Source organism: Pantoea sp. UBA7232 (genome assembly GCF_002473195.1).
GTDB lineage: Bacteria > Pseudomonadota > Gammaproteobacteria > Enterobacterales > Enterobacteriaceae > Pantoea > Pantoea eucrina.
Map to the genome: position 1 here is coordinate 1 of NZ_DKTK01000017.1, position 24,577 is coordinate 24,577.

The 24,577-nt window shown below is 58.7% G+C and carries 22 protein-coding genes; 6 read left to right on the forward strand and 16 right to left on the reverse strand.

The genetic code is table 11. The annotated features are described in order from the left end of the window. Nucleotides 1–721 precede the first annotated feature (721 nt). Entirely contained in the window at nt 722–1,174 is a 453-nt protein-coding gene (locus B4056_RS14090) for a GNAT family N-acetyltransferase (protein WP_175540455.1), read from the reverse strand. Continuing rightward, nucleotides 1,174–2,427, reverse strand: coding sequence for a diaminopimelate decarboxylase (gene lysA, locus B4056_RS14095; protein WP_113655686.1), 1,254 nt, complete (start codon nt 2,425–2,427; stop codon nt 1,174–1,176). The genes B4056_RS14090 and lysA overlap by 1 nt, the downstream gene beginning before the upstream one ends. A gap of 109 nt (nt 2,428–2,536) precedes the next feature. Here lysA and B4056_RS14100 point away from each other — a divergent pair, with 109 nt between their 5' ends. Continuing rightward, entirely contained in the window at nt 2,537–3,478 is a 942-nt protein-coding gene (locus tag B4056_RS14100) for a LysR family transcriptional regulator (RefSeq protein WP_150034599.1), read from the forward strand. Here the strand turns inward: B4056_RS14100 and B4056_RS14105 are convergent. After that, on the reverse strand, nt 3,454–4,617 hold the full coding sequence (locus B4056_RS14105; protein ID WP_071668563.1) for an MFS transporter: 1,164 nt from the start codon (nt 4,615–4,617) through the stop codon (nt 3,454–3,456). The genes B4056_RS14100 and B4056_RS14105 overlap by 25 nt on opposite strands. 291 nt (nt 4,618–4,908) lie before the next feature. Between B4056_RS14105 and B4056_RS14110 the strand changes: the two genes are divergently transcribed. Further along, nucleotides 4,909–5,535, forward strand: a complete 627-nt coding sequence (locus tag B4056_RS14110) for a hypothetical protein (protein ID WP_104085477.1) — start codon at nt 4,909–4,911, stop codon at nt 5,533–5,535. A gap of 51 nt (nt 5,536–5,586) precedes the next feature. On the opposite strand, the gene lysS is transcribed toward B4056_RS14110, so the two are convergent. The 5 genes from lysS to xerD form a co-directional block, all read right to left on the reverse strand. Then, nucleotides 5,587–7,107, reverse strand: coding sequence for a lysine--tRNA ligase (lysS, locus tag B4056_RS14115; protein ID WP_039380000.1), 1,521 nt, complete (start codon nt 7,105–7,107; stop codon nt 5,587–5,589). Between the two features lie 9 nt (nt 7,108–7,116). Beyond that, nucleotides 7,117–8,215, reverse strand: a protein-coding gene (gene prfB, locus B4056_RS14120) for a peptide chain release factor 2 (RefSeq protein ID WP_104085475.1) whose coding sequence is annotated in 2 segments (ribosomal slippage) — nt 7,117–8,139 and nt 8,141–8,215 — 1,098 coding nt in all. Because the reading frame shifts where the segments join, the coding sequence is not laid out codon by codon here. A gap of 94 nt (nt 8,216–8,309) precedes the next feature. Continuing rightward, nucleotides 8,310–10,034, reverse strand: a complete 1,725-nt coding sequence (recJ, locus tag B4056_RS14125) for a single-stranded-DNA-specific exonuclease RecJ (protein ID WP_039380002.1) — start codon at nt 10,032–10,034, stop codon at nt 8,310–8,312. 9 nt (nt 10,035–10,043) lie between these two features. After that, the gene (gene dsbC, locus B4056_RS14130) at nt 10,044–10,757 is read right to left on the reverse strand and encodes a bifunctional protein-disulfide isomerase/oxidoreductase DsbC (RefSeq protein ID WP_071668566.1); all 714 of its coding nucleotides are present in this window, start codon (nt 10,755–10,757) and stop codon (nt 10,044–10,046) included. Between the two features lie 22 nt (nt 10,758–10,779). After that, complete coding sequence (xerD, locus tag B4056_RS14135; protein WP_104085473.1) at nt 10,780–11,706, reverse strand: site-specific tyrosine recombinase XerD; 927 nt, start codon at nt 11,704–11,706, stop codon at nt 10,780–10,782. A gap of 68 nt (nt 11,707–11,774) precedes the next feature. Between xerD and fldB the strand changes: the two genes are divergently transcribed. After that, nucleotides 11,775–12,293, forward strand: a complete 519-nt coding sequence (gene fldB, locus B4056_RS14140) for a flavodoxin FldB (RefSeq protein ID WP_071668567.1) — start codon at nt 11,775–11,777, stop codon at nt 12,291–12,293. Here the strand turns inward: fldB and B4056_RS14145 are convergent. Together B4056_RS14145 and sdhE are read right to left on the reverse strand one after the other, a co-directional pair. After that, a complete protein-coding gene (locus tag B4056_RS14145) occupies nt 12,290–12,706 on the reverse strand; it encodes a protein YgfX (protein WP_094112154.1) in 417 nt (138 codons plus the stop codon). The two genes, fldB and B4056_RS14145, sit on opposite strands and share 4 nt — an antisense overlap. Next, entirely contained in the window at nt 12,681–12,947 is a 267-nt protein-coding gene (gene sdhE / locus B4056_RS14150; RefSeq protein ID WP_039380010.1) for an FAD assembly factor SdhE, read from the reverse strand. The genes B4056_RS14145 and sdhE overlap by 26 nt, the downstream gene beginning before the upstream one ends. Before the next feature lie 226 nt (nt 12,948–13,173). Between sdhE and ygfZ the strand changes: the two genes are divergently transcribed. After that, the gene (gene ygfZ, locus B4056_RS14155) at nt 13,174–14,157 is read left to right on the forward strand and encodes a tRNA-modifying protein YgfZ (protein ID WP_094112153.1); all 984 of its coding nucleotides are present in this window, start codon (nt 13,174–13,176) and stop codon (nt 14,155–14,157) included. 55 nt (nt 14,158–14,212) lie between these two features. On the opposite strand, the gene trhA is transcribed toward ygfZ, so the two are convergent. Beyond that, nucleotides 14,213–14,866 (reverse strand): PAQR family membrane homeostasis protein TrhA, encoded by a 654-nt coding sequence (trhA, locus tag B4056_RS14160; protein WP_094112152.1) that lies wholly within the window; start codon nt 14,864–14,866, stop codon nt 14,213–14,215. Nucleotides 14,867–15,040: 174 nt separating this feature from the next. Here trhA and B4056_RS14165 point away from each other — a divergent pair, with 174 nt between their 5' ends. Further along, entirely contained in the window at nt 15,041–15,772 is a 732-nt protein-coding gene (locus tag B4056_RS14165; RefSeq protein WP_039385630.1) for a MurR/RpiR family transcriptional regulator, read from the forward strand. Nucleotides 15,773–15,897: 125 nt separating this feature from the next. Beyond that, nucleotides 15,898–17,337, forward strand: a complete 1,440-nt coding sequence (locus B4056_RS14170; RefSeq protein ID WP_288655077.1) for a 6-phospho-beta-glucosidase — start codon at nt 15,898–15,900, stop codon at nt 17,335–17,337. A 19-nt stretch (nt 17,338–17,356) separates the two neighbouring features. Here the strand turns inward: B4056_RS14170 and B4056_RS14175 are convergent, their stop codons facing one another. From B4056_RS14175 to ubiI, 5 genes are all read right to left on the reverse strand, one after another. Next, entirely contained in the window at nt 17,357–18,100 is a 744-nt protein-coding gene (locus B4056_RS14175) for an SDR family oxidoreductase (protein WP_094112151.1), read from the reverse strand. Between the two features lie 59 nt (nt 18,101–18,159). After that, on the reverse strand, nt 18,160–21,033 hold the full coding sequence (gcvP, locus tag B4056_RS14180; protein WP_094112150.1) for an aminomethyl-transferring glycine dehydrogenase: 2,874 nt from the start codon (nt 21,031–21,033) through the stop codon (nt 18,160–18,162). A gap of 96 nt (nt 21,034–21,129) precedes the next feature. Then, nucleotides 21,130–21,516, reverse strand: coding sequence for a glycine cleavage system protein GcvH (gene gcvH, locus B4056_RS14185; protein WP_039380024.1), 387 nt, complete (start codon nt 21,514–21,516; stop codon nt 21,130–21,132). A 20-nt stretch (nt 21,517–21,536) separates the two neighbouring features. Continuing rightward, entirely contained in the window at nt 21,537–22,634 is a 1,098-nt protein-coding gene (gene gcvT, locus B4056_RS14190) for a glycine cleavage system aminomethyltransferase GcvT (RefSeq protein ID WP_094112149.1), read from the reverse strand. 738 nt (nt 22,635–23,372) lie between these two features. After that, the gene (gene ubiI / locus B4056_RS14195) at nt 23,373–24,575 is read right to left on the reverse strand and encodes an FAD-dependent 2-octaprenylphenol hydroxylase (RefSeq protein WP_039380028.1); all 1,203 of its coding nucleotides are present in this window, start codon (nt 24,573–24,575) and stop codon (nt 23,373–23,375) included. Between the last annotated feature and the right edge of the window lie 2 nt (nt 24,576–24,577).

Consider the following 24,577-nt stretch of genomic DNA (forward strand, 5'->3'; position numbering starts at 1 on the left):
ATCCCTCCGGCCTTAACGGACCGCGCGGATTCGCTCCTGCTCACCCCGCGCTCTCGCCGGCGTCCTGCCGGCTCGCCCTGGCCGTCACTCTGCGCCCGGCGCTGCGGGAAGCGCCCCCCTCCCCGCCTGCAAATTCTTCATTTTTTTTTAAATTTGGTCTGGTGTGCGCTGAAGCTTTTCGACAGGACCGTCAGCCATAAAACACATGTGAAAGGAAAAAAGCGCAAACCACCAGAACCCACCGCCATTAAAAAAGCCCAGGAAAGAGAAAAAATCGGAAGACGGGGGAAGCGCCATCCGGGTCCGCCGAGGGAGGGCACGGTTTCGGGATGAGCCGACAGGACGTCGGCGAAAGGGCGCGCTGAGCAGGAGCGAATGGCGCCCGGTCTCAGGGAAGCGGGCGTGAGCGAGGGAACCGCGCAGCGGCGGACGGGGCTGGCGCAGGGCCGGGGAGTGCAGAGGGCGCGGCCAGGCGTCCTCTGCCCGGTCGCCGTGCCGGGGCAAAGGCATCTGCCGCCGCTGACGGCGAACGGAACCGGCGCTTAACATGCGCCCTGGCGCAGGGCCGGGGAGTGCAGAGGGCGCGGCCAGGCGTCCTCTGCCCGGTCGCCGTGCCGGAGCACAGGCTGCTGCCGCCGCTGACGGCGAACGGAACCAGCCTCGGGGCCCCGTAGCGAACGGAACCGGCGCCCGCGCCCGTGGCGAACGGAACCAGCTCCCGTCACAGATCCTGCTTATACACCCTCACCCGCTCGGCGGGAAACTCCAGCGCTTCGCAGACATACTCCCAGCCGTGCCGCTCGTAGTAGCCGGAAAACGTTGACCAGAGCCAGATACGCGCGTGGCCGCGATCGCGGGCGAAATCGATCACGTGCTGCTGCAGCGCCTCGCTCACGCCCTGACCGCGTGAGGCGGGATCGACATAGAGCGCTGCCGCCCACGGCCAGAGATCCTGGCGGCTGATCAGATCGCAGCGCCAGAAACCGATAGTGCCCAGCGGAATATCGTGCGCGTCCAGTGCGACAAACGTCACCGGCAGATCGGCACCGTTCAGGCTGCTGCGCACGACACTGTGATAAAACTCACGCGTTGTGCCATCGCCAAACGCCTGCCACAGCCAGTCAGTTATCTGACTGGCGTGATGCGGCACGCTGCTGAGCGGCAAAATACGCATCAGTTCAGCTCCAGCGCCAGCAGCTCCTGAATCGTCTGCGCGCGGCGGATCTCACGCACGCTGCCGTTTTCAAACAGCACTTCCGGGATCAGCGGGCGGCTATTGTAGTTAGAGGACATGGACGCGCCGTAAGCACCGGTGTCGTGAAACACCAGATAGTCGCCAGGCTGCACCGCAGGCAGCGCGCGGGTCTCCACCTTGCCGCCCTCCTGCTGGGTAAACACATCGCCTGATTCACACAGCGGCCCGGCCACCACGCTCTCCTGCGTGACTGCCTCCGGCGTGCTGCCATCGGCTGGCAGCACCGAAATATGGTGATAGCTGCCATACATAGCCGGACGCATCAGATCGCTGAAGCCTGCATCAACCAGCACAAAGTGGCGACTACCCATCGCTTTAACCGCCCGTACCTGTGAAACCAGTACGCCCGATTCAGCCACCAGGAAGCGTCCCGGCTCAATTTCCAGCTTTACCGGATGCCCGAGGTGGTCGGCAATGCGATCGCGCGCGCGGCTCCAGAGGCCAAAGTAGTGATCGGTATCGATCGCTTCTTCACCAAAATGATAGGGAACAGAGAGACCGCCGCCGGCTGAGATGGCGCTGAGATCCTGACCAAACGCAATCACCTGATCGACCATGGCGTCACACACCTGCTGCAGATGCGCATAATCCACGCCGGAGCCGATATGCATGTGCAGCCCCACCAGCTGCAGACCGTGCTGCTGAATCGCAGCCAGCGCCAGCGGCAGATCGCCATACCAGATGCCGTGCTTGCTGTTTTCGCCGCCGGTATTGGTTTTCTGGCTGTGACCGTGACCAAAACCAGGATTGATACGCAGCCACACGTTATGGCCCGGCGAACGCGCGCCCAGCTGGTGCAGCATATCTACCGAACCGGCGTTTACCGGTACCTGCAGCTCAGCCACGCGCTGAAGCGTCGGCAGATCCAGCAGGTCCGCCGTAAACACAATGTCCTCACCGCCCGGTTCAAATCCCGCCGCCAGCGCGCGTTCAATTTCACCCAGCGAGACGGAATCGACTTTTACCCCGGCCTGACGCATCAGGCGCAGAATATGAATGTTTGAGCAGGCTTTCTGCGCAAAGCGCACCACATCAAACTGGCTGAGCTGCGCAATACGCTGCTGAATAATGGCGGCGTCATAGGCCCAGAACGGACCGCTGTAGCGCTGCGCCAGCGGCAGCAGATGGGTAGCGTTAAGCGCAGATTCGGTGGTGTCTAACGGACGTGGCATAACAATTCTCCTGTACTGTTGCCCCCATTTAGCCACACCACATCAATTCACAGAAATATCTGTTTTAGCGGCAGCTATGCAAATATGATATGCCTTTAATGGAGGAGCGATGGCGAACATCAACTGGCGGCATATTGAGATTTTCCATGCGGTGATGACCAGTGGCAATCTGACGCAGGCCGCCGCGCTGCTGCACACTTCGCAGCCCACCGTCAGCCGTGAGCTGGCGCGTCTGGAGCAGCAGCTGGGACTGACGCTGTTTGAGCGGGTGCGCGGTCGTCTGCAGCCCACGATGCAGGCGCTGAGTCTGTTTGAAGAGGTGCAGCGCTCCTGGTACGGACTGGACCGGATTCTCGATGCGGCGGAAGGATTACGGCAGTTCCGGCATGGCGAGCTGTCGGTGGCCTGCCTGCCGGTATTTTCCCAGTCGCTGCTGCCGCCTCTGCTGCAGCCCTTTATGCAGCGCTATCCGCAGGTGAATCTGAACATCATTCCGCAGGAGTCGCCGCTGCTGGAGGAGTGGCTGTCGGCGCAGCGCTACGATCTTGGCCTGACTGAGACACAGCATGCGCCATCCGGCACGGAACGCCTCTCGCTGCTGACCTGCGATGAAGTGTGCGTTTTGCCGCCGCAGCATCCGCTCTGTCAGCGTGATGTGCTGACACCTGCCGATTTCCATCAGCAGAATTTTGTCAGCCTGTCGCGGCATGACAGCTATCGTCAGCTGCTGGATGCGCTGTTTCTGGAACAGAAGGTTGAGCGGCGGCTGGTGCTGGAGACGCACAGCGCCGCGTCGGTATGCGCGATGGTGCGCGCCGGGGTTGGCTTATCGATTGTAAATCCGCTCACCGCGCTGGATTACGCGGCGAGCGGCGTGGTGATGCGGCGTTTCAGTATCAGCGTGCCGTTTACCGTGAGCCTGATCCGCCCGCTGCACCGGCCCGCCTCCGCGCTGGTTGACCGCTTCTGCCACCACCTGCAGCAGCAGGTGGCGGCATTTCCGGGGCTTATCGCCGCGCAGCTTGCTCAGACGCGGACCGTATCGCCCTGACCGTTAGCGTTGCGGAAGGTGATGACACACACCACCAGGCCGACAGCGGCGATGGCGGCAGCCGCAACCGGCACTGCCGTCAGGCCGTAGCCGCGCGCAATAACGGCGCCGCCTACCCAGGCACCCAGCGCGTTACCCACGTTAAAAGCAGCGATGTTGAGCGTGGAAACCAGGTTCGGTGCCTCTTTGCCGTGGCGCACCACGTTGATCTGCAGGCCGGGTACAGTGGCAAACGTCGCCATGGCCCACAGGAACAGCGTAATTTCAGCCAGCCAGAGCGCATGGCTGGTCCAGCTGAAGAGCAGTGAGAACAGCGCAATCAGTGAGAAGCTGAGGATCAGGCTGAAAGAGACTTTCCAGTCCGCCAGCTTGCCGCCAATGATATTACCTGCCGTCAGGCCGGCGCCAATCAGGAACAGCGTCCAGCTCACGCCGCGGTCGCTGATGCCGGTGACCTGAAGCAGCAGCGGCGCAATATAGCTGAACAGCGCAAACATCGCCGCGGCAAAGCAGACCGTCATCAGCAGCGATAGCCAGAGTCGTCCGTTGGCCAGCGCACTAATCTCACTGGCCAGATGAACCGGCTTCTCTTCTTTATTTGCCGGCAGGCTGACAATCAGGGCGATAAACGCCAGAATGCCGATAATCGCCACGCCCCAGAAGGTGGCACGCCAGCCAAACAGCTGACCAAACCAGGTGCCAAGCGGTACGCCAAGCACGTTTGCCAGCGTCAGCCCGGTAAACATCAGCGCCACCGCTGACGCCTGACGGCCGGGCGCCACCAGGCTTGCGGCCACTACCGATCCAATGCCAAAAAACGCGCCGTGGCAGAGTGCGGTGACCACACGCGCCAGCATCAGCAGGTTATAGCTATAGGCCAGCGCGCAGAGCACGTTACCGATAATAAAGATCACCATCAGCAGACTCAGCGTGCGCTTGCGCGGCAGGCTGGCGGTCAGCAGCGCCATTATCGGCGCGCCAATCGCCACGCCGAGCGCGTAACCGCTGATCAGCCAGCCGGCTGAAGGAATCGACACCTGCAGATCGCCTGCCACTTCCGGCAGCAACCCCATGATGACAAACTCCGTGGTGCCAATGGCGAACGCACTCAGCGCCAGCGCCAGTAATGCAACAGGCATAACACACTCTCCCAAGATAATTTTGCAGGCGGGCCGTACTGCGAACACAGCACGGTAAAACAGAACGCTTATTAATATTTGAACTGCGTCACGCTGCATTAAAACACAGCCCTGGCAGCGCAACCACCCTGTGCGCCGCAAGGCTATGTTGCCGGCGCGGCAATAATCAGCGCCGGTCCGGCTTGTGGCGCGGTGGCGGATAGTGATAGCGTTGCCCGGTTTTCAGCCGGCGGAAGCGGGTAACGGTCAGAACGCAGCGCGCAGGTGAGCGCCCCACAGGAGAAAAAAGAGATGCGCTGGATAATTGCGCTGGCGGCGTGCTGCCTCAGCGGCTGCTCGGTTGGACACTATGAATACAGTAAAGAAGCTGCGCGCCGGGTGGATATGACCGTTACCGGTATTCCCACCATTCTTGGGGTCGGCACGCTGGGCACGACTATCCCGCTGACCGCCGACTACAGCCTGACGGCGGCACACGTGGCGAAATACTCACTCTACCGGGTAAAAGCCTGGCACCCCGACTGCGATCTCGCCGTGGTTTACCATAAAAACCGGGCGGGCAACCTGCCGCCGGCGTTCCGTAACGGCCACATTGGCGATCGCGTAAATCTTTATGGCTATAGCTTTATCTCTGCCCTGCCGGTCGCCTCCAGCGGAGAGAACCTGGTGAATACCACGCTGGTAAACAGCTGGAACAAAGCAAACTGTGTGGTGGTGGCGGCCAGTGCTGGCGTAGTGAAAGGTATGTCAGGCGGCGCAGTCTATAACGCCAGTGATGACACGCTGGCTGGGGTGATCACAGGATACAGCCGGCGGATCGATGATAACCAAAGCGGAAAAACGCTGTATAGCGATGTGGCACTCTACATACCCTATGCGCGTTTTCAGACGTGGCTGGCAGAGGCGATTGCGCCGTGATAACTGCTGCCCGACTCTCCCCTGCGGGAGAGAGACGGGCAGCGCCTGCCGTTACTTCGCCGTCGGGCGCAGCGCCGGGAACAGGATCACATCGCGAATGGTGTGGCTGTTGGTAAACAGCATCACCATACGGTCGATACCGATACCGAGGCCAGCCGTTGGCGGCAGTCCGTGCTCCAGCGCGGTTACGTAATCTTCATCGTAGAACATCGCTTCATCATCGCCGGCATCTTTTGCATTCACCTGCTGCAGGAAACGCTCTGCCTGATCTTCAGCGTCGTTCAGCTCTGAGAAGCCGTTACCGATCTCGCGACCACCAATAAAGAACTCAAAGCGATCGGTGATTTCCGGGTTCTCATCATTACGGCGCGCCAGCGGTGAAACCTCTGCCGGGTATTCGGTGATGAAGGTTGGCTGAATCAGATGGGCTTCCGCCGTCTCTTCAAAGATCTCCGTTACCACGCGGCCCAGACCCCAGCTTTTTTCCACTTTAATATGCAGCGCACTGGCGATCGCTACCGCTTTATCAAAGTCTTCCAGGTCAGCCAGGTCCGTTTCCGGACGATATTTTTTGATCGCTTCACGCATCGTGAGCTTCTCAAAAGGCTTACCGAAGTCAAAGGTATGTTCGCCATAGGCCACTTCAGTGGTGCCCAGTACGTCCTGCGCCAGCGTGCGGAACAGGCTTTCGGTCAGCTCAATCAGATCTTTGTAATCTGCATACGCCATATAGAGTTCCATCATGGTGAACTCAGGATTATGGCGCGGCGAGATGCCTTCGTTACGGAAGTTACGGTTGATCTCAAACACGCGATCGAAGCCGCCTACAACCAGACGCTTCAGATAAAGCTCCGGCGCAATACGCAGATACATATCGATATCCAGCGCATTGTGATGGGTGATGAAAGGACGCGCAGAAGCGCCGCCCGGGATCACCTGCATCATTGGCGTTTCCACTTCCATAAAGTCGCGGTTTACCATGAACTGGCGAATACCCGCCATGATTTTCGAGCGTACCTGGAAAGTGTGGCGCGATTCATCGTTGGAGATGAGATCAAGATAGCGCTGACGATAGCGCGTCTCCTGGTCAGCCAGGCCGTGAAACTTGTCCGGCAGCGGACGCAGCGCTTTGGTCAGCAGGCGCAGTTCTGAGATATGGATTGAAAGCTCGCCGGTTTTGGTTTTGAACAGCTTACCGCGTGCACCCAGAATATCGCCCAGATCCCACTTCTTGAACTGCTCGTTATAGACGCCTTCCGGCAGATCGTCACGTGAAACGTAGATCTGGATCTGACCGCCAACATCCTGCAGCGTGGCAAACGACGCTTTACCCATGATGCGGCGCGTCATCATACGACCGGCAACGCTCACTTCCACGCCCAGCGCTTCCAGCTCTTCGTTGCTCTTGTCGTCATAGCTGGCGTGCAGCCGATCGGAGGTGGTGTCACGACGGAAATCGTTGGGAAACGCCACGCCCTTTTCACGCAGCGCGCTGAGTTTTTCGCGACGCGCTTTCAGTTCATTATTTAACTCAAGTGCGGCGTCAGCGTTCTGCGGTTGTTGTTCAGACATGTCGGTTCCTTATAGCCCTGCTTTTAAACTTGCTTCAATAAAACGATCCAGATCGCCATCCAGCACCGCCTGAGTATTGCGGGTCTCTACGCTGGTGCGCAGATCTTTGATGCGGGAGTCATCCAGCACGTAAGAACGAATCTGGCTGCCCCAGCCGATATCCGATTTGTTCTCTTCTGCGGCCTGCTTGTCAGCATTTTTCTTCTGCATCTCATATTCATAGAGCTTGGCGCGCAGCTGTTTGAAGGCCTGGTCTTTGTTCTTGTGCTGTGAACGGTCGTTCTGACACTGCACCACAATGTTGGTCGGCAGGTGGGTAATACGCACCGCAGACTCCGTTTTGTTAACGTGCTGACCGCCCGCACCTGATGCGCGGTAGACGTCAATGCGCAGATCGGCCGGGTTGATATCGATATCGATATTGTCATCCACTTCCGGATAGATAAACACCGAACTGAACGAGGTGTGACGACGGCCGCCGGAGTCAAACGGACTCTTGCGCACCAGGCGATGGACGCCGGTTTCCGTACGCAGCCAGCCGTAGGCGTAGTCACCAATCACCTTGATGGTGGCGGATTTGGTGCCCGCAACTTCGCCTTCCGACTCTTCAATGATCTCGGTTTTAAACCCTTTGGCTTCTGCCCAGCGCAGATACATGCGCAGCAGCATGCTGGCCCAGTCCTGCGCTTCCGTACCGCCGGAGCCTGCCTGAATATCCATGTAGCAGTCGGCGCTGTCATACTCGCCTGAGAACATGCGGCGGAATTCCAGCTCACCCAGCTTTACTTCCAGCGCGTCGAGCTCAACCACGGCTTCGTTGAAGGTTTCTTCATCGTCCGCTTCAACCGCCAGCTCCAGCAGTCCCTGCACATCTTCCAGGCCCTGGTGCATCTGATCGAGGGTTTCAACGACGGCTTCGAGCGACGCGCGCTCTTTGCCGAGCGCCTGCGCGCGTTCAGGTTCATTCCAGACGTCCGGCTGCTCCAGCTCGGCGTTTACTTCTTCAAGACGTTCTTTCTTGGCATCGTAGTCAAAGATACCCCCTAAGAACGCCGCTGCGCTCGCTAAGGTCCTGGATACGATTTTTGACCGGATTAATTTCAAACATGGCTTTTCAGTCTTTTTTGGCGATACGGTGAGAAAAGATAAAGTAACGCATGAGTTTACCCGAAAGCGCGCGCGGTTTGTAGCGGCGCGCGCGGTCAGAGCGGCCAGATATGATCGATTATCAGCTGCACGGAACGGTTACCGCGATACTCGTTGATATCCAGCTTATAGGCCAGCTCAACCTGCCGCACGCTGGTATCCGGCCAGAGGCGGGTATCAACATTAAACGCGATACCGTCCAGCAGCGGTCCGCCGCCGACCGGTTCCACCATCACCTTCAGGTGACGCTCGCCCACCAGTCGCTGCTGCAGCAGTTTAAATTTGCCGTCAAACACCGGTTCCGGGAATGCCTGTCCCCACGGCCCCGCCTCACGCAGCATTTCAGCGGTATGCAGGCTGAACTCCTGCGCGTGCAGCTCACCGTCAGACCAGACCACGCCCTGCAGCGCTTCTCCATCGAGCCACTCATCAATCAGCGCGGCAAAGCGCTCGCGAAACGCGTCATACTTATCCGTTTCCAGCGAGAGTCCCGCCGCCATCGCATGGCCGCCGAACTTGATAATCAGCCCCGGATAGAGCGTATCCAGCCGCTCCAGCGCGTCACGCAGGTGCAGTCCGGCGATTGAGCGACCCGATCCTTTTAGCGTGCCATCGCCCGCGGGCGCAAACGCAATGACCGGCCGGTGAAAACGCTCTTTCAGGCGCGATGCGAGGATCCCGACCACCCCCTGGTGCCATTCGGGGTGATAAAATGCCAGGCCCAGCGGCAGGTCGCTATGCTGACGCTCCAGCGCATCGCACAGCGCCAGCGCTTCGCTTTTCATGCCCTGTTCAATTTCTTTGCGCGTCTGGTTCAGCGCATCCAGCTCGCTGGCCAGCATGCGCGCCTGCGCAATATCCTCGGTCAGCAAGAGCGCTACGCCAACCGACATATCGTCAAGCCGCCCCGCCGCGTTAAGACGCGGGCCAACGGCAAAGCCGAGATCGCTGGCTGCCAGCTGACGCGCATCGCGGTTTGCGATCTCCAGCAGCGCCCGAATACCGGCGCGGCATTTACCGGCGCGAATGCGGCTCAGCCCCTGCCACACCAGAATGCGATTGTTCGCATCCAGCGGCACCACGTCCGCTACGGTGCCGAGCGCGACCAGATCGAGCCACGCGGCCAGATTGGGTTCGCTGCGCTGGGGGGTAAACCAGCCCTGCTCGCGCAGATGCGCGCGCAGCGCCAGCATCAGGTAGAACGCCACGCCGACGCCTGCCAGCGCGCGCGACGGAAAAGCGCTGTCGCTGAGGTTAGGATTAACAATAGCGTCGGCGGCCGGCAGCGTTTCGCCCGGCAGATGGTGATCGGTGATCAGGACCGGGATGCCGTGCGCTGACGCCGTTTCGACGCCCGCGTGCGAGGAGATGCCGTTATCCACTGTGAGGATCATCTCCGCGCCGCGCGCACGCGCCTGCTCCACCACTTCCGGACTCAGGCCATAGCCATCGTCAAAGCGGTTAGGCACCAGGTAGTCCACGTTGCCGCCCATGCTGCGCAGCGCCAGCACGGTCAGTGCGGTGCTGGTCGCGCCGTCGGCGTCAAAATCGCCGACGACCATAATGCGCTGGCCGCCCGTAAGCATCCGGTGCAGCAGCGCAACCGCAGCCTCTATACCGCCGAGGCTCTGCCACGGCAGCAGATATTTTGCCCCGCGCTCCAGCTCTGCTGCGGTTTTAACGCCGCGATGCAGATAGAGACGGCGCAGCAGAGGCGGCAGGTCGTCAGGCAGGCTGGCATCAGCCGGCAGCGTGCGCCGACGCAGTTCTGTAGTGTGCATCACTGTGAATTAACCGCCCCGCTTCTGACCATCAAGCACCTGTTTCAGCTCCTGCGGGCCCTGATAGCCCGGGATCATCATACCGCTGTCGGTAAGAATGGCGGGCGTACCCTGAATGCCGAACAGAATGCCGAGTTTGTAGTGCTTATCGAGATTGAGGCTGCAGGTCGCTGGCGCATCCATCTGCGGCGTATCGCCTTTCATCGCCTGATCGAACGCTTTGTTGCGATCGGCACTGCACCAGATCGCCTTCATCGCTTTCTCAACCTGACCGTTCAGCCCTTCGCGCGGGAAGGCGAGATAGCGCACCGTGATACCCAGCGCGTTGTAGTCCGCCATCTGCTCATGCAGCTTACGGCAGTAGCCGCAGGTGATATCGGTAAACACCGTAATGACGTGCTGCTCTTTCGGCGCTTTATAGACAATCATTTCCGGCGCCAGCGCGGCGACTTTTTTGTCCAGCAGCTGGTTGGTGACATTAACCGGCTGTGCGCCGCTGACGTCATACAGCGGGCCCTGAATCATATGTTTGCCATCTTCAGTAATGTAAATCACGCCGCTTTCCGTCAGCACGGTTTTCATGCCCGGCAGCGGCGAGGGCTGGATCTCAGCCTGCTGCAGACCCACTTTTTTCAGCGTCTGCTGAATAGCGCTGTCATCAGCCTGTGCCAGAGCGGAAAAGGCGCTGACCAGCAGCGCCAGAACGGTAAACTGTTTTTTCATCATAAGTCCTTGTTGCCGCTGCTCAGGCGCGCGGATGGTGCTGTTGATGTAACTGACGCAGCCGCTCGGTGGCAACATGCGTATAAATCTGGGTGGTCGACAGGTCACTGTGGCCCAGTAGCATCTGTACGACGCGCAAATCAGCGCCGTGGTTCAGTAAATGTGTGGCAAATGCATGCCGCAGCACGTGCGGTGACAGTTTATCGCTGTCGATACCCGCCAGCGTCGCGTAGTGCTTGATGCGGTGCCAGAAGGTCTGACGCGTCATCTGCTGCGCGCGCTGGCTGGGAAACAGAACGTCCAGCGTCTGTCCGTTTAGCAGCCACGGCCGGCCATATTCCATATAGTGCTCTAACCAGTGGATCGCTTCTTCACCTAATGGCACCAGCCGCTCTTTATTACCTTTACCGATAACGCGCACCACTCCCTGCCGCAGGCTGACATCGCTGATGGTCAGCCCGACCAGCTCTGAGACGCGCAGACCGGTGGCATACAGCACCTCCAGCATCGCTTTATCGCGCAGCTCCAGCGGAATATCTGTGGCCGGCGCCTGCAGCAGCCGGTCTACCTGACTCTCGCTGAGATCTTTCGGCAGCCGCTGTGGCAGCTTAGGGGCGGAGAGCAGCGCGCTGGGATCGTCACTGCGCAGCTTTTCACGGTAGAGATACTGAAACAGCCGGCGCATGGCGCTCAGCGTGCGGGCTGAACTGGTGGCCTTATAGCCACCTTCAATACGCTCGGCAAGAAACTGCTGCAGATCCAGCGCCTGCAGCGTCAGCAGCGTCAGATTGTGATGCTGCAGCCATGCGGTGAGGGTTTGCAGATCCTGACGATAAGAGGCCAGCGTATTTTGCGCCAGATTACGCTCCAGCCAGAGCGCATCAAGAAACTGTTCAATCAGATCGCTATCCTGCACGTTATCCTCTCGCCAGTGTGAAATCGTGCTCATTATGCCTTAAAGCAGAGGGGTTCTGGTACAATTGCGCCAGAGTGAGTTTCATACAGAGCATTAACCGCATGAATATCGGACTTTTTTACGGTTCAAGTACCTGTTACACCGAGATGGCAGCGGAAAAAATCCGCGACTTTATTGGTGAAGAGCTGGTGACGCTGCACAACCTCAAAGATGATGACCCCTCGCTGATGGAGCAGTATGACCTGCTGATCCTCGGTATTCCGACCTGGGATTTTGGCGAGCTGCAGGAGGACTGGGAAGCGGTATGGCCGCAGCTGCCGGGACTTAACCTGCAGGGGAAAATTGTGGCGCTGTACGGTATGGGCGACCAGATTGAGTACAGCGAGTGGTTTCTTGATGCGCTGGGCATGCTGCACGAACTGCTGCTGCCGATGGGCGTACAGTTTGTCGGCTACTGGCCGCTGGAGGGGTATACCTTTACCAGCCGCAAGCCGCTGACCGCTGACGGCACACAGTTTGTAGGTCTGGCGCTGGATGATGTTAACCAGTTTGAGCAGAGCGACGAGCGTATTGAGCAGTGGTGCGAACAGATTCTCACGGAAACAGCTGACCGGCTTTAACGCCGGTCTGCCGCGCCACTGAGCGCGTCCTGCGCGCGCAGCTGCCGCCAGCTGCGCATCGTCATGGCGTCCTGCATCAGCCAGAAACGCCAGCGCTGGCCCTGCGCATTCTGCAGGGTCAGCAGCACGCCCCACGGCTGCCATTGCGCCGTCCGGGCGGTATACCAGCGGGTTCCCTGCCAGCCCCAGCTTCCCTGAACATCCCGCGTCAGCTCGCCGCAGCGTTGCCGTAAGCGTCGCTCAGTGCGCCAGCTTTCCGCCAGCACCGCGACGGAAAGCAGCGCCTGCAGCACATGCCACTCCGCAGGCCAGACGAACAGCAGCAGCGTCACGCAGCTGAAACCCGCCGCCAGATTTGCCAGCCGGGCGCTGCGCGAAGGACGCAGGCTACATTGCCACCGGACCGCGTTCACGGTTGCGCTGCTGGATCAGTTTTACCATGCGCTTAAACTCGGGATCCGCGGGCTCGCCGTGGTCCATCATCCAGTTAAACAGATCCGGATCGTCACTCTTCAGTAAAGCAACAAACACCCGCTTATCTTCATCACTCAGCGAATCATACTCATAGTGAAAAAAAGGCATAATGGAGACATCAAGCTCAAGCATGCCCCGACGGCAGGCCCACTTAACGCGTGATTTATCATGAATATCCATGTGTCGTGTTCCACGGCTGTAAACAGTGGGGTCAGTGTACCTGCTTTTTTTACCTGCTGCAGGCTGAGTGCTGTTTCCTGCGCAGGATTACGCAAAGCGGCAGGCTGTGTTGCCGCATCATCACGCGATTTGTGCGCCCGGTTCCGTAAACAGTTTGCATTGCCCCGCTGCTCTTTTAACATTGAACAAACAACTCCGGACAAACTTGATTAATCAGGATGGACACATGCCGATTTTTACCCTCCCTCCCCGCCAGCCTGTCGCTGCGGCACGCCTGCCCCTGACGCTGATGTCGCTTGATGAGTGGGCGCTGGTGGCGGTACAGGGCAAAGACAGCACCAGCTATCTGCAGGGACAGCTGACGCTGGATGTCGCAACGCTGACCAGTGAGCAGCATCGTCAGGCTGCCCACTGCGACGCCAAAGGCAAAATGTGGAGCAACCTGCGTCTGTTTCATCGCGGCGAGGGATACGCTTATCTGGTGCGCCGCAGCCTGCGTGACCAGCAGATTGCTGAACTGAAAAAATATGCGGTGTTTGCCAAAGTGACCATCGAAGCTGACGATGAAGCTGTCGTACTGGGCGTTGCCGGCTTTCAGGCGCGTGCGGCACTGACGAATCTGTTTGCCACGCTGCCGGATGCCGCGCATGCGGTAGTGCAGCAGGATGAGAGCACGCTGCTGTGGCTGGATCAGCCTGCGGAACGTTTTGTCGTGATTACTACCCCCGCCAAAGCGGAAGCGATTAAAGCGGCACTGGAGGGTGAGGCGCAGTTCAACGATAGCAGGCAGTGGCTGGCGCTGGATATCGAAGCGGGTATTCCGGTTATCGATAGCGCTACCAGCGCCCAGCTGATCCCGCAGGCCACCAACCTGCAGGCGCTGGATGCAATCAGCTTTAAGAAAGGTTGCTATACCGGTCAGGAGATGGTCGCGCGGGCGAAGTTCCGCGGTGCCAACAAGCGTGCCCTGTTCTGGCTGGCGGGTAGCGCCGGTAAAGTACCGGAAGCGGGGAGTTCAATGGAGCTGAAGATGGGCGATCGCTGGCGGCGTACCGGCACGGTACTGTGTGCGGTACAGCTTGAGGATGGCAGCGTCTGGGTGCAGATGGTGATGAATAACGATCCGGAACCAGATGCGATCCTGCGTGCTGAAGGCGATGAAGGTGGTGAACTCACCATTCAGCCACTGCCTTACGCGCTGGACGCGTAAGAGGCACAGAGCGGGAGGCCGTCCGGCGTCCCGCTGCAATGCGCATAAAGCCCGTTTATTTCACATAAAAGTAGATGGCGCAGAAGTGCAGCACGCTGCCGCCGAGTACAAAGCCGTGCCAGATCGCATGGTTAAAGGGTATCCGGCGCGACACGTAAAAAATCACGCCCAGGGAGTAGACCACGCCTCCCGCCGCCAGCAGCCAGACGCCTCCGGCGGAAAGCCGCATCGCCAGCTGATAGATCACCACCAGCGACAGCCACCCCATGCTGAGATAGGTCACCAGCGACAGCACCTTAAAGCGGTGCGCAATTGTCAGCTTAAAAATGATGCCCGCCAGCGCCAGACTCCAGATCACCACCATCAGTCCGTGTGCCAGCGGCGATTTCAGCCCGACCAGCAAAAACGGCGTATAGGTGCCGGCGATCAGCAGATAGATAGCGCAGTGATCAAATTTCTTCAGCCACGGCCGGGCGCGCTGATGCGGAATGGCGTGATAGAGCGTAGAGGCGAGGTAGAGCAGAATCATGCTGCCGCCATAGAGGCTGTAGCTGGTGATAGCAGTGATGCTCGCCTGCGTTTCCACTGCCTGCGTCAGCAGCAGCACCAGACCGATAATACCAAACAGGCAGCCAACGCCATGGCTGACGCTGTTGGCTATCTCTTCGGCCAGCGAATAACCGGGCGTAGTGAGTACGGGTTTTACCATGGTGCGGGATCCCTGAAGATAAAGGAGCGTGTTTTTTAACCCCTTCAGCCTAACCAGAAATATTTTCAGTGTACAAATGTACGCTCAATTATTTCTGTGTCGGGGTGTGTCACCCGGCCTGCGGTGCAATCTGGTACACTGCAGGCTCCTTTTGCTGCCTGAGCGATGTTCCGCATGTTTGCACACCGCGATCTCTCCAGCCTGAACGATCTTGAGATGCAGGTTTACCATTTCATCATCAAACATCCGCAAAGCGTCAGCTATATGACCATTCGCGATCTGGCGGCGCAGGCGGGCGTCTCTACCACCACCGTACTGCGCTTTTGCCGCAAGCTGCACTGTGACGGCTGGTCAGAGTTTCGTATCCGCTTTCGCCTGGCTCAGGAGCAGACCCCGCCTGCAATCCCCTCATCGGGCGCTGGCGAAATGCTGAGTTTTTTCAAAAGTATTCACAATGCCGAGTTTGAGCAGCAGATTGCGCAGGCCGCGCAGATGATCCTGCAGGCCGGGCATATTTTCTTTATTGGTGCCGGCACGTCGGGCAGCCTCGGTAAATATGGCGCACGCTTCTTTTCCAACGTCGGCAAATTCAGCCACCATATTGACGACCCTTACTATCCGGTTATGCCCGGAGTCAGTGAAGGCGCGCTGGCGATTATTCTCTCCGTTTCCGGCGAGACCGAAGAGATCCTGCGCTTCGCCAGTCAGTTCAGCCTTAACCGCTGCAAAATCATCGCCATCACCAATCACGACACCAGCTCGCTGGCAAAAATGGCGGATTTTACCCTCTCCTATCACGTGCCGCAGATCACGCTGGCCGGGCAGCACGACATCACCACGCAGGTGCCGGTAATGTACATTATCGAAACGCTGGGACGCACGCTGGCGCATATGCTATCCCCCTGAAAACACCCTGTTTTTTAGCTGTGACAGGTTACATTCTGCACGCGGTGTTATAGCGTGACATTCACCGGCTGCTTGTTACACTGCGGGAAATTCTGTTTTCACCCGACGTATGATGAGGCTGAACAATGCGTGATGATTTGCAGTTACCACAAGGGTTTCTCTGGGGCGGCGCAGTAGCCGCGCATCAGGTTGAAGGCGGCTGGGATCAGGGCGGCAAAGGCGTCAGTATCGCTGACGTGCTGACCGGTGGTGCACACGGCGTTGACCGCGTGATCACCGACGGCGTACAGCCGGGCAAACACTATCCCAATCACCAGGCGGTAGAGTTTTACTCACACTACAAACAGGACGTGGCGCTGTTTGCTGAGATGGGCTTTAAGTGCTTCCGCACCTCGATTGCCTGGACGCGCATCTTCCCTAACGGCGATGAAGCGCAGCCTAATGAGGCGGGCCTGCAGTTTTATGATGACCTGTTCGATGAGCTGCTGAAATATGGTATCGAACCGGTGATCACTCTCTCTCACTTTGAGATGCCTTATCATCTGGTAAAAGAGTATGGCGGCTGGGCTGACCGCCGGGTGGTCGATTTCTTTGTGCGCTTCAGCGACGTGGTGATGACGCGCTATCAGCACAAAGTGAAGTACTGGATGACCTTTAACGAGATCAACAACCAGCGCAACTGGCAATATCCGCTGTTTGGCTACTGCTGTTCCGGCGTGGTGTTTACTGAGCATGAGAAGCCAGAGCAGACGATGTATCAGGTTATGCATCACCAGTTTGTCGCCAGTGCAAAGGTGGTGAAACGCGGTCATGAGATCAATCCCGGTTTTCAGATCGGCTGCATGATCGCCATGGTGCCGGTCTATCCCTTCTCCTGTCATCCGGATGATGTCATGCGGGCGCAGGAGGCGATGCATCAGCGTTACGTTTTCAGCGACGTGCAGATGCGCGGCGCTTACCCCGCTTACACGCTGAAAGAGTGGGCGCGCAAAGGCTACCACATCGAGATGGCAGCAGATGATGCCGAAACTCTGCAGCAGGGCTGCTGCGACTACATCGGTTTCAGCTATTACATGAGCAACGCGGTCGATACCCGCGCCAGCGGCGTGGATGATCCGATCACCGGCTTTGACGGCGTGGTACCCAATCCGCACGTTAAAGCGTCAGACTGGGGCTGGCAGATCGATCCGGTGGGCCTGCGCTATGTGCTGAATTCACTCTATGAGCGCTATCAGAAGCCGCTGTTTATTGTGGAAAATGGCTTCGGCGCGATCGATAAACCTGATGCGGAGGGCTTTATCGCCGACGACTACCGCATTGACTACCTGCGGGCGCATATCGAAGAGATGAAAAAAGCGGTTGCGCTGGATGGTGTCGAGCTGCTGGGCTATACGCCGTGGGGCTGCATCGACTGCGTCTCGTTCACCACCGGTCAGTACAGCAAGCGCTATGGCTTTATCCACGTCGACAAAAACGACGACGACGGCGGCACCTTCGCGCGTTCAAAGAAAAAGAGCTTCAGCTGGTATCAGCAGGTGATCGCCAGCAACGGCGCCACGCTCTGACCGGCGATGCGGGCGGATGTCAGAGTCCGCCCGTCACGTCCAGCATGCTGCCGGTGACATAAGCGGCAGCATCGCTGCTCAGCCAGAGGATGGCGCGGGCGATCTCTTCCGGCTGCGCGCCGCGTCCCAGCGGAATACGCTGCGCCACCCGATCAACCCGCTCCGGCTCGCCGCCATCCGCATGCATGTCGGTATACGTGGAGCCGGGACGCACACCGGTTACCCGGATCCCCTGGGCGGCCACTTCGCGCGCCAGCCCGCGGGTCAGCGTGTCCACCGCCGCTTTTGATGCTGCATAATCCACATATTCGTCCGGCGCGCCGCTGTGTACGGCACCTGATGAAACATTCACAATCACACCGCCCTCCCCGCCGTGCGCCCTGCTCATGCGTTTCACCGCTTCCCGGCAGCAGATAAAAGTCCCGGTGACGTTCGTCGCCAGCACCCGCTGAATACGCTCAGCGCTTAGCGCCTCCACCCGGCACTGCGTAAACAGAATTCCGGCGTTGTTCACCACTATCCGCAGGGCACCCGGCTGCTCATCCAGCTGCGCAAACAGCCTCACGACCTGCACCTCATCAGCAATATCCGCCTGCAGCGCGCAGGCGCTGCCGCCCCGGCGAATAATCTCCCCGACCAGCTGCTCTGCGTCCGCAGCCCGCTGACGGTAGTTGATTACCACGCGGTAACCCGCCTGCGCCAGCAGCAGCGAGGTAGCGCGTCCGATGCCCCGGCTGCCGCCGGTAACCAGTGCCAGATCCATATGTGCCTCCAAAAGAAAAAGGACCGGCAGCCGGTCCTTAAAGGGTCAGTTCATCGCGCTTACTGATATTCGCTCATCGGCACGCAGGCGCAGAAAACGTTGCGATCGCCGAAGACGTCATCAAGACGTTTTACCGTTGGCCAGTACTTATTCGCACTGCCAGCCGGGAATACCGCCAGCTCTCGCGTATAGGGATGCTGCCACTCGCCCACAATTTCCATTTGCGTATGCGGTGCGTTGACCAGCGGATTGTCATCAGCAGGCCACTCACCGGCGGTGACGCGGTCAATCTCCATGCGGATCGCCAGCATCGCGTCGATAAAGCGATCCAGCTCTGCTTTGCCCTCTGATTCAGTCGGCTCCACCATCAGCGTGCCCGCTACCGGGAAGGACATGGTCGGAGCGTGAAAACCGTAATCGATCAGGCGTTTGGCAATATCCAGCTCGCTGATACCGCTCTGCTCTTTCAGCGGACGAATATCGAGAATACATTCGTGCGCCACGCGACCATCGCGTCCGGTATAGAGGATCGGATAGGCCGATTGCAGACGACGCGCAATGTAGTTGGCATTAAGGATTGCCACTGAGCTCGCCTGTTTCAGCCCTTCTGCACCCATCATACGGATATACATCCAGCTGATAGGCAAAATCGAGGCGCTGCCAAACGGTGCAGCCGACACGGCGCCCTGCTGCGTCAGTACGCCATCAATCTGCACCACGCTGTGCCCCGGCACAAACGGAGCCAGATGCGCTTTTACGCCAATCGGTCCCATGCCCGGTCCGCCGCCGCCGTGCGGAATGCAGAAGGTTTTATGCAGGTTAAGATGCGAGACGTCAGCACCGATATAGCCAGGCGTAGTAATGCCCACCTGGGCGTTCATGTTGGCGCCATCCAGATATACCTGACCGCCATACTGATGCACAATCTGGCACACTTCGCGGATGGTTTCTTCATAAACGCCGTGGGTAGAAGGATAGGTCACCATGATGCAGGAGAGCGCATCGCCCGCCTGAGCCGCTTTCTCACGCAGATCGCCGAGATCGATATTGCCCTGTTTATCGCAGGCAACCACAACCACCGACATGCCCGCCATCTGCGCCGAGGCTGGGTTGGTGCCGTGTGCCGACCCGGGGATCAGGCAGATGTTGCGCCGGCCTTCATTGCGGCTTTCGTGATAGCGGCGGATCGCCAGCAGGCCGGCATACTCTCCCTGCGCCCCGGAGTTAGGCTGCATGCAGAGCGCGTCATAGCCGGTGAGCTGTACCAGCCACTGCGACAGCTGCCCAATCATCTGCAGATAGCCTGTAGCCTGTTCAGCGGGGCAGAATGGATGCAGTTCAGAGAACTCCGGCCAGGTGATCGGGATCATCTCTGCGGCGGCATTCAGCTTCATGGTGCAGGAGCCAAGCGGGATCATTGCCTGATTCAGCGCCAGATCTTTTTTCTCCAGGCTGTGCATGTAGCGCATCATTTCTGTTTCGCTGTGATAGCGGTTAAATACCGGATGCGTCAGGTAGTCACTGCGGCGCTGCTGGCCTGCCGGAATAGCCGCACTCTCCGCCGATACGGCGGCATCAAGCTTATCGATATCCAGCCCGTGCGTGTCGCCCAGAAAAATGGCAAACAGCGCCTGTACATCTTCACGGCTGGTGGTTTCATCCAGCGTGATACCTACGGCGTCAGGCATATCGCTGCGCAGGTTTACGCCAAAACTCAGCGCGCGGTTCAGCACGCCGGCCTTGTCAGCAACCTCAACGGTCAGCGTGTCAAACCAGCTGCCGTGGCGCAGCGTCAATCCGCCTTTCTGCAGGCCGGTTGCCAGAATGCTGGTCAGGCGATGAATGCGCGAGGCGATACGTTGCAAACCCTGCGGACCGTGCCAGACCGCATAGAGGCCGGCGATATTGGCCAGCAGAACCTGTGAGGTACAGATATTGGAGTTCGCCTTTTCACGACGGATATGCTGCTCGCGCGTCTGCATCGCCATGCGCAGCGCGGTGTTGCCCGCCGCATCGCGTGAGACGCCGATAATCCGGCCCGGCATTGAGCGTTTGTGCTCATCGCGGCTGGCAAAAAAGGCCGCGTGCGGTCCGCCATAGCCCATTGGCACGCCAAAGCGCTGAGCGGAACCAAACACAATGTCAGCACCCTGTTTGCCGGGCGCCTCCAGCAGCAGCAGCGCCATGAAATCAGCGGCCACGCTCACGACAACTTTGCGGCTCTTCAGCTCTGCTATCAGATCGTGATAGTCATGTACTTCCCCACTGGTGCCCACCTGCTGCAGAAGAACACCAAACAGATCCTCATGATCGCGTGCTTTCTCTGCCCGATCGATAATCAGATCAAAGCCAAATGTTTCGGCGCGGGTGCGTACGACATCCAGCGTCTGCGGATGAATATCATCGGCGATAAAGAAGCGGGTGGCGCTCTTCAGCTTGCTGACGCGTTTCGCCATCGCCATCGCTTCAGCCGCCGCGGTGGCTTCATCCAGCAGCGACGCAGAGGCGATATCCATACCGGTCAGATCCAGCGTCAGCGTCTGGAAATTCAGTAGCGCCTCCAGACGCCCCTGTGACACCTCAGGCTGATACGGCGTATAGGCGGTATACCAGCCAGGGTTTTCCAGCATATTACGCAGGATCACCGGCGGAGTGATTACTGCACTGTAGCCCATGCCGATCCAGGATTTGTAGCGCTGATTCTGACTGGCCATCGCTTTCAGCTCTGCCAGCGCCTGCTGCTCGGTCGCGGCGTCACCCGTGGCCGGCGGCCCGGGCAGCTGAATATCCGCCGGTACGATGGTGCTGATGAGTTCGTTTAGCGAACCGGCACCAATCGCTTCCAGCATGCTGGCCTGCTGGGCGTCGGTGGGACCAATATGGCGCTCGATAAATGCACCGTTATGTTCAAGCTGGCTGAGAGTCTGGGTCATTACAGTCGATCCTGCATCGGGCTGGGTTACACAAAGGACTTACAACAGGCAGATAAAGAAGAGGTGCCGCACTGCGACACCTTCAGAGGCTACCGGTTACTCATCGATACTGGCTTTATAGGCGTCAGCATCAAGCATGCTGTCGAGTTCAGCTTCATCGCTGGCTTGCAGGCGGAACAACCAGCCATCGCCATAAGGCGCGCTGTTCACCAGCTCGGGTGAGTCGGTCAGCGCCTCATTCACCGCTACAATTTCACCGCTCAGCGGTGCATAGATGTCGGAAGCAGCTTTAACCGACTCCGCGACGGCGCAGTCGTCGCCCGCGCTAAACGTAGCGCCAACGTCTGGCAGATCGACAAACACCATATCACCGAGCAGCTCCTGCGCATGCTCGGTGATCCCCACGGTGTAAGAGCCATCTTCTTCTTTACGCACCCACTCGTGGCTGTCACGGTATTTCAACGTATTTGGCACATTGCTCATCGCCATTTCTCCTGAAAAATTTACTGAGCGACCGGCTTACCGGCGCGTACAAAAACGGGTTTAGTCACTTTTACCGGCATTTCGCGATTGCGGATCTCCACAATGGCCTGCCCGCCAATACCGGCAGGTACGCGCGCCAGGGCGATGCTGCAGCCCAGCGTCGGCGAGAAGGAACCACTGGTAATCATACCCTGCTGCGGTACGCCCTGCTCATCGGTAAAGCGCACCGTCTGACCACCGCGCAGTACGCCTTTTTCCGTCATGACCAGCCCCACCAGTTTTTCAGTGCCCTGCTCGCGCTGCGCTTCCAGCGCTTCACGTCCGATAAAATTGCGATCGGCCGGTTCCCGGCTGATGGTCCAGCCCATATTCGCGGCCAGCGGCGAAACGCCTTCATCCATCTCCTGGCCATAGAGATTCATACCGGCTTCCAGACGCAGCGTGTCGCGCGCGCCTAAGCCGGCGGGTTTTACGCCCGCGGCCAGTAGCTGCTGCCAGAACATTTCCGCCTGGTCAGCGGGCAGCGCAATTTCATAGCCTGCCTCGCCGGTGTAACCGGTGGTGGCAATGAACAGGTCGCCTGACTGCACGCCATAAAAAGGCTTCATGCCGGCAACGGCGGCACGCTGGCTCTCATCAAACAGCGTCTGTGCTTTCTGCTGCGCATTCGGACCCTGCACGGCAATCAGCGCCAGGTCATGACGCTCGGTCAGCGTCACGCCAAACGGTGCGGCGTGCTGCGTTATCCACGCGAGATCTTTCTCTCGCGTGGCGGAGTTGACCACCAGGCGAAAAAAATCCTCCTGCATGAAGTAGACGATCAGATCGTCTATCACGCCGCCCGATGCGTTAAGCATGCCGCTGTAGAGCGCTTTGCCGGGTTGAGTCAGTTTTGCGACATCATTTGCCAGCAGATAACGCAGAAACTCGCGGGTCCGTGCGCCGTGCAGATCAACGATGGTCATGTGCGATACATCAAACATGCCGGCGTCGCTGCGCACTGCGTGGTGCTCATCGATTTGCGAGCCGTAGTGCAGCGGCATCATCCAGCCGTGGAAGTCCACCATGCGTGCACCGTCCTGCTGGTGCTGCTTAAACAGAGGCGTTTGCTGAGTCATAACCATCCTGTGAAAACCAATAAGCGGGGCTCGCCTGCGCGGTAATAAACGCCGACGCAAACGTTCTCTTTCAGCTGACGTTACCACTGAAAAACAGATTTAACCATAAGCAAAACGAAGTCGAAGCCGGGCCTCATCTTTGCAGTGCATCCCATAGCATGCAGCATAATCCGCTGCCTTTGTGTGATTAAACGCGCAGATTATGCAACTCCGGGGCGATATCTCAGTAAATAAAACACGCCACCGCGGGTGAGGACCTAAATGGCACGGCTGTGCGATTAATCCTGCATGAAAATAACTAATGCGAATCTGGCGGTAAAATTAGAATAAATCAAACGAGGCATCATTATGGCGCAGAGCGCTCTGTTTTAGTGCGAACAGGGAGTCAGGAGGAGGTTTTTGCCGGGGCGCATTAATGCGCCCCCTACCATAGGGCGGGTGCGAAATGTAACGTCCGGGGGATGGGGTTGCCGGGGCGCATTAATGCGCCCCCTACGCCAGGGCGATGCGAAACGATGACGTCCTGTATTGAGCCACCGTAGGGGCGCCATTTATGGCGCCCGGGTTGATGCGGGTGCGAAATGATGACGCCCGGGGATGGGTTTAAACCGGGGCGCATTAATGCGCCCCCTACGCCAGGGCGATGCGAAACGATGACGTCCTGTATTGAGCCACCATAGGGGCGCCATTTATGGCGCCCGGGTTGATGCGGATACGAAACGACAACGTCCTGGTTAGCTAGCGGATCCACTCTGGCAGGTCGTTCAGCCCCATCGCCTGCTTCAGCAGACGCGGCTTCACGCCTGGCAGCGTATCGGCCAGCTTTAGCCCGACGTCACGCAGCAGCTTTTTCGCCGGATGCGTGCCGGCGAACAGCTCGCGGAATCCCTGCATGCCGGCCAGCATCAGCGCTGCGCTGTGCTTGCGGCTGCGTTCGTAGCGACGCAGTGAGAGATGCTCACCGATATCACGACCCGCCTGATGCAGGCGGCGGATCTCACCAATCAGCTCAGCCGCATCCATAAAGCCTAAATTCACGCCCTGCCCGGCCAGCGGATGAATGGTGTGCGCCGCATCGCCGACCAGCGCCAGACGATGAGCTGCAAAATTGCGCGCATAGCGTGCCGTTAGCGGGAACGTTTTACGTTCGCTCTCAACGCTGCATAATCCCAGCCGCATATCAAAGGCTACAGAGAGTTGCTGATTAAACAGCGCTGCCGGCATCGACTGCATGCGCGCTGCTTCCTGTGGAGCCAGCGACCAGACGATTGAGCACAGGTGCGGATCCTGCATCGGCAGAAAGGCGAGAATACCTTCGCCGTGAAATACCTGACGCGCGATAGCATCATGCGGCATATCAGTACGCACGTTCGCGACCAGCGCATGATGCTCATAATCCCAGAACGTCAGCGGGATATCCGCTTTTTCGCGCAGCCAGGAGCCGGCGCCGTCGGCGGCTATCATCAGCCGGGCGCTCATCATGGTGCCATCTTCCAGCGTGATAAAGGCTTCATTATCACCAAACGCGACCTGCTGCAGGCGGGCCGGTGCAAACAGCGTAACATCTTTACACTGGCTGGCACGCTGCCACAACGCACTGTGAATCACTTCATTTTCAACAATATAACCAAGATGCGACAGCCCCTGCTGCTCATCATCAAAGCTGACAGATCCAAAGCTGTCCTGATCCCACACTTCCATACCGTGATACGCGCTGGCGCGCAGGGCGAGAATAGATGACCAGACGTCGAGTTTCTGTAGCAGACGTTCACTGGCTGCATTAATTGCGGATACCCGAATCGACGCGGCGGCTGCCGGATCGAACTGCGGTTCCGCCGCTTTCTCCAGTACTGCAACGCGCAGACCACTTCCCTGCAAACCGCAGGCCACTGCCAGACCGACCATGCCGCCACCGGCAATCACCACATCAAATGTTTGCATTG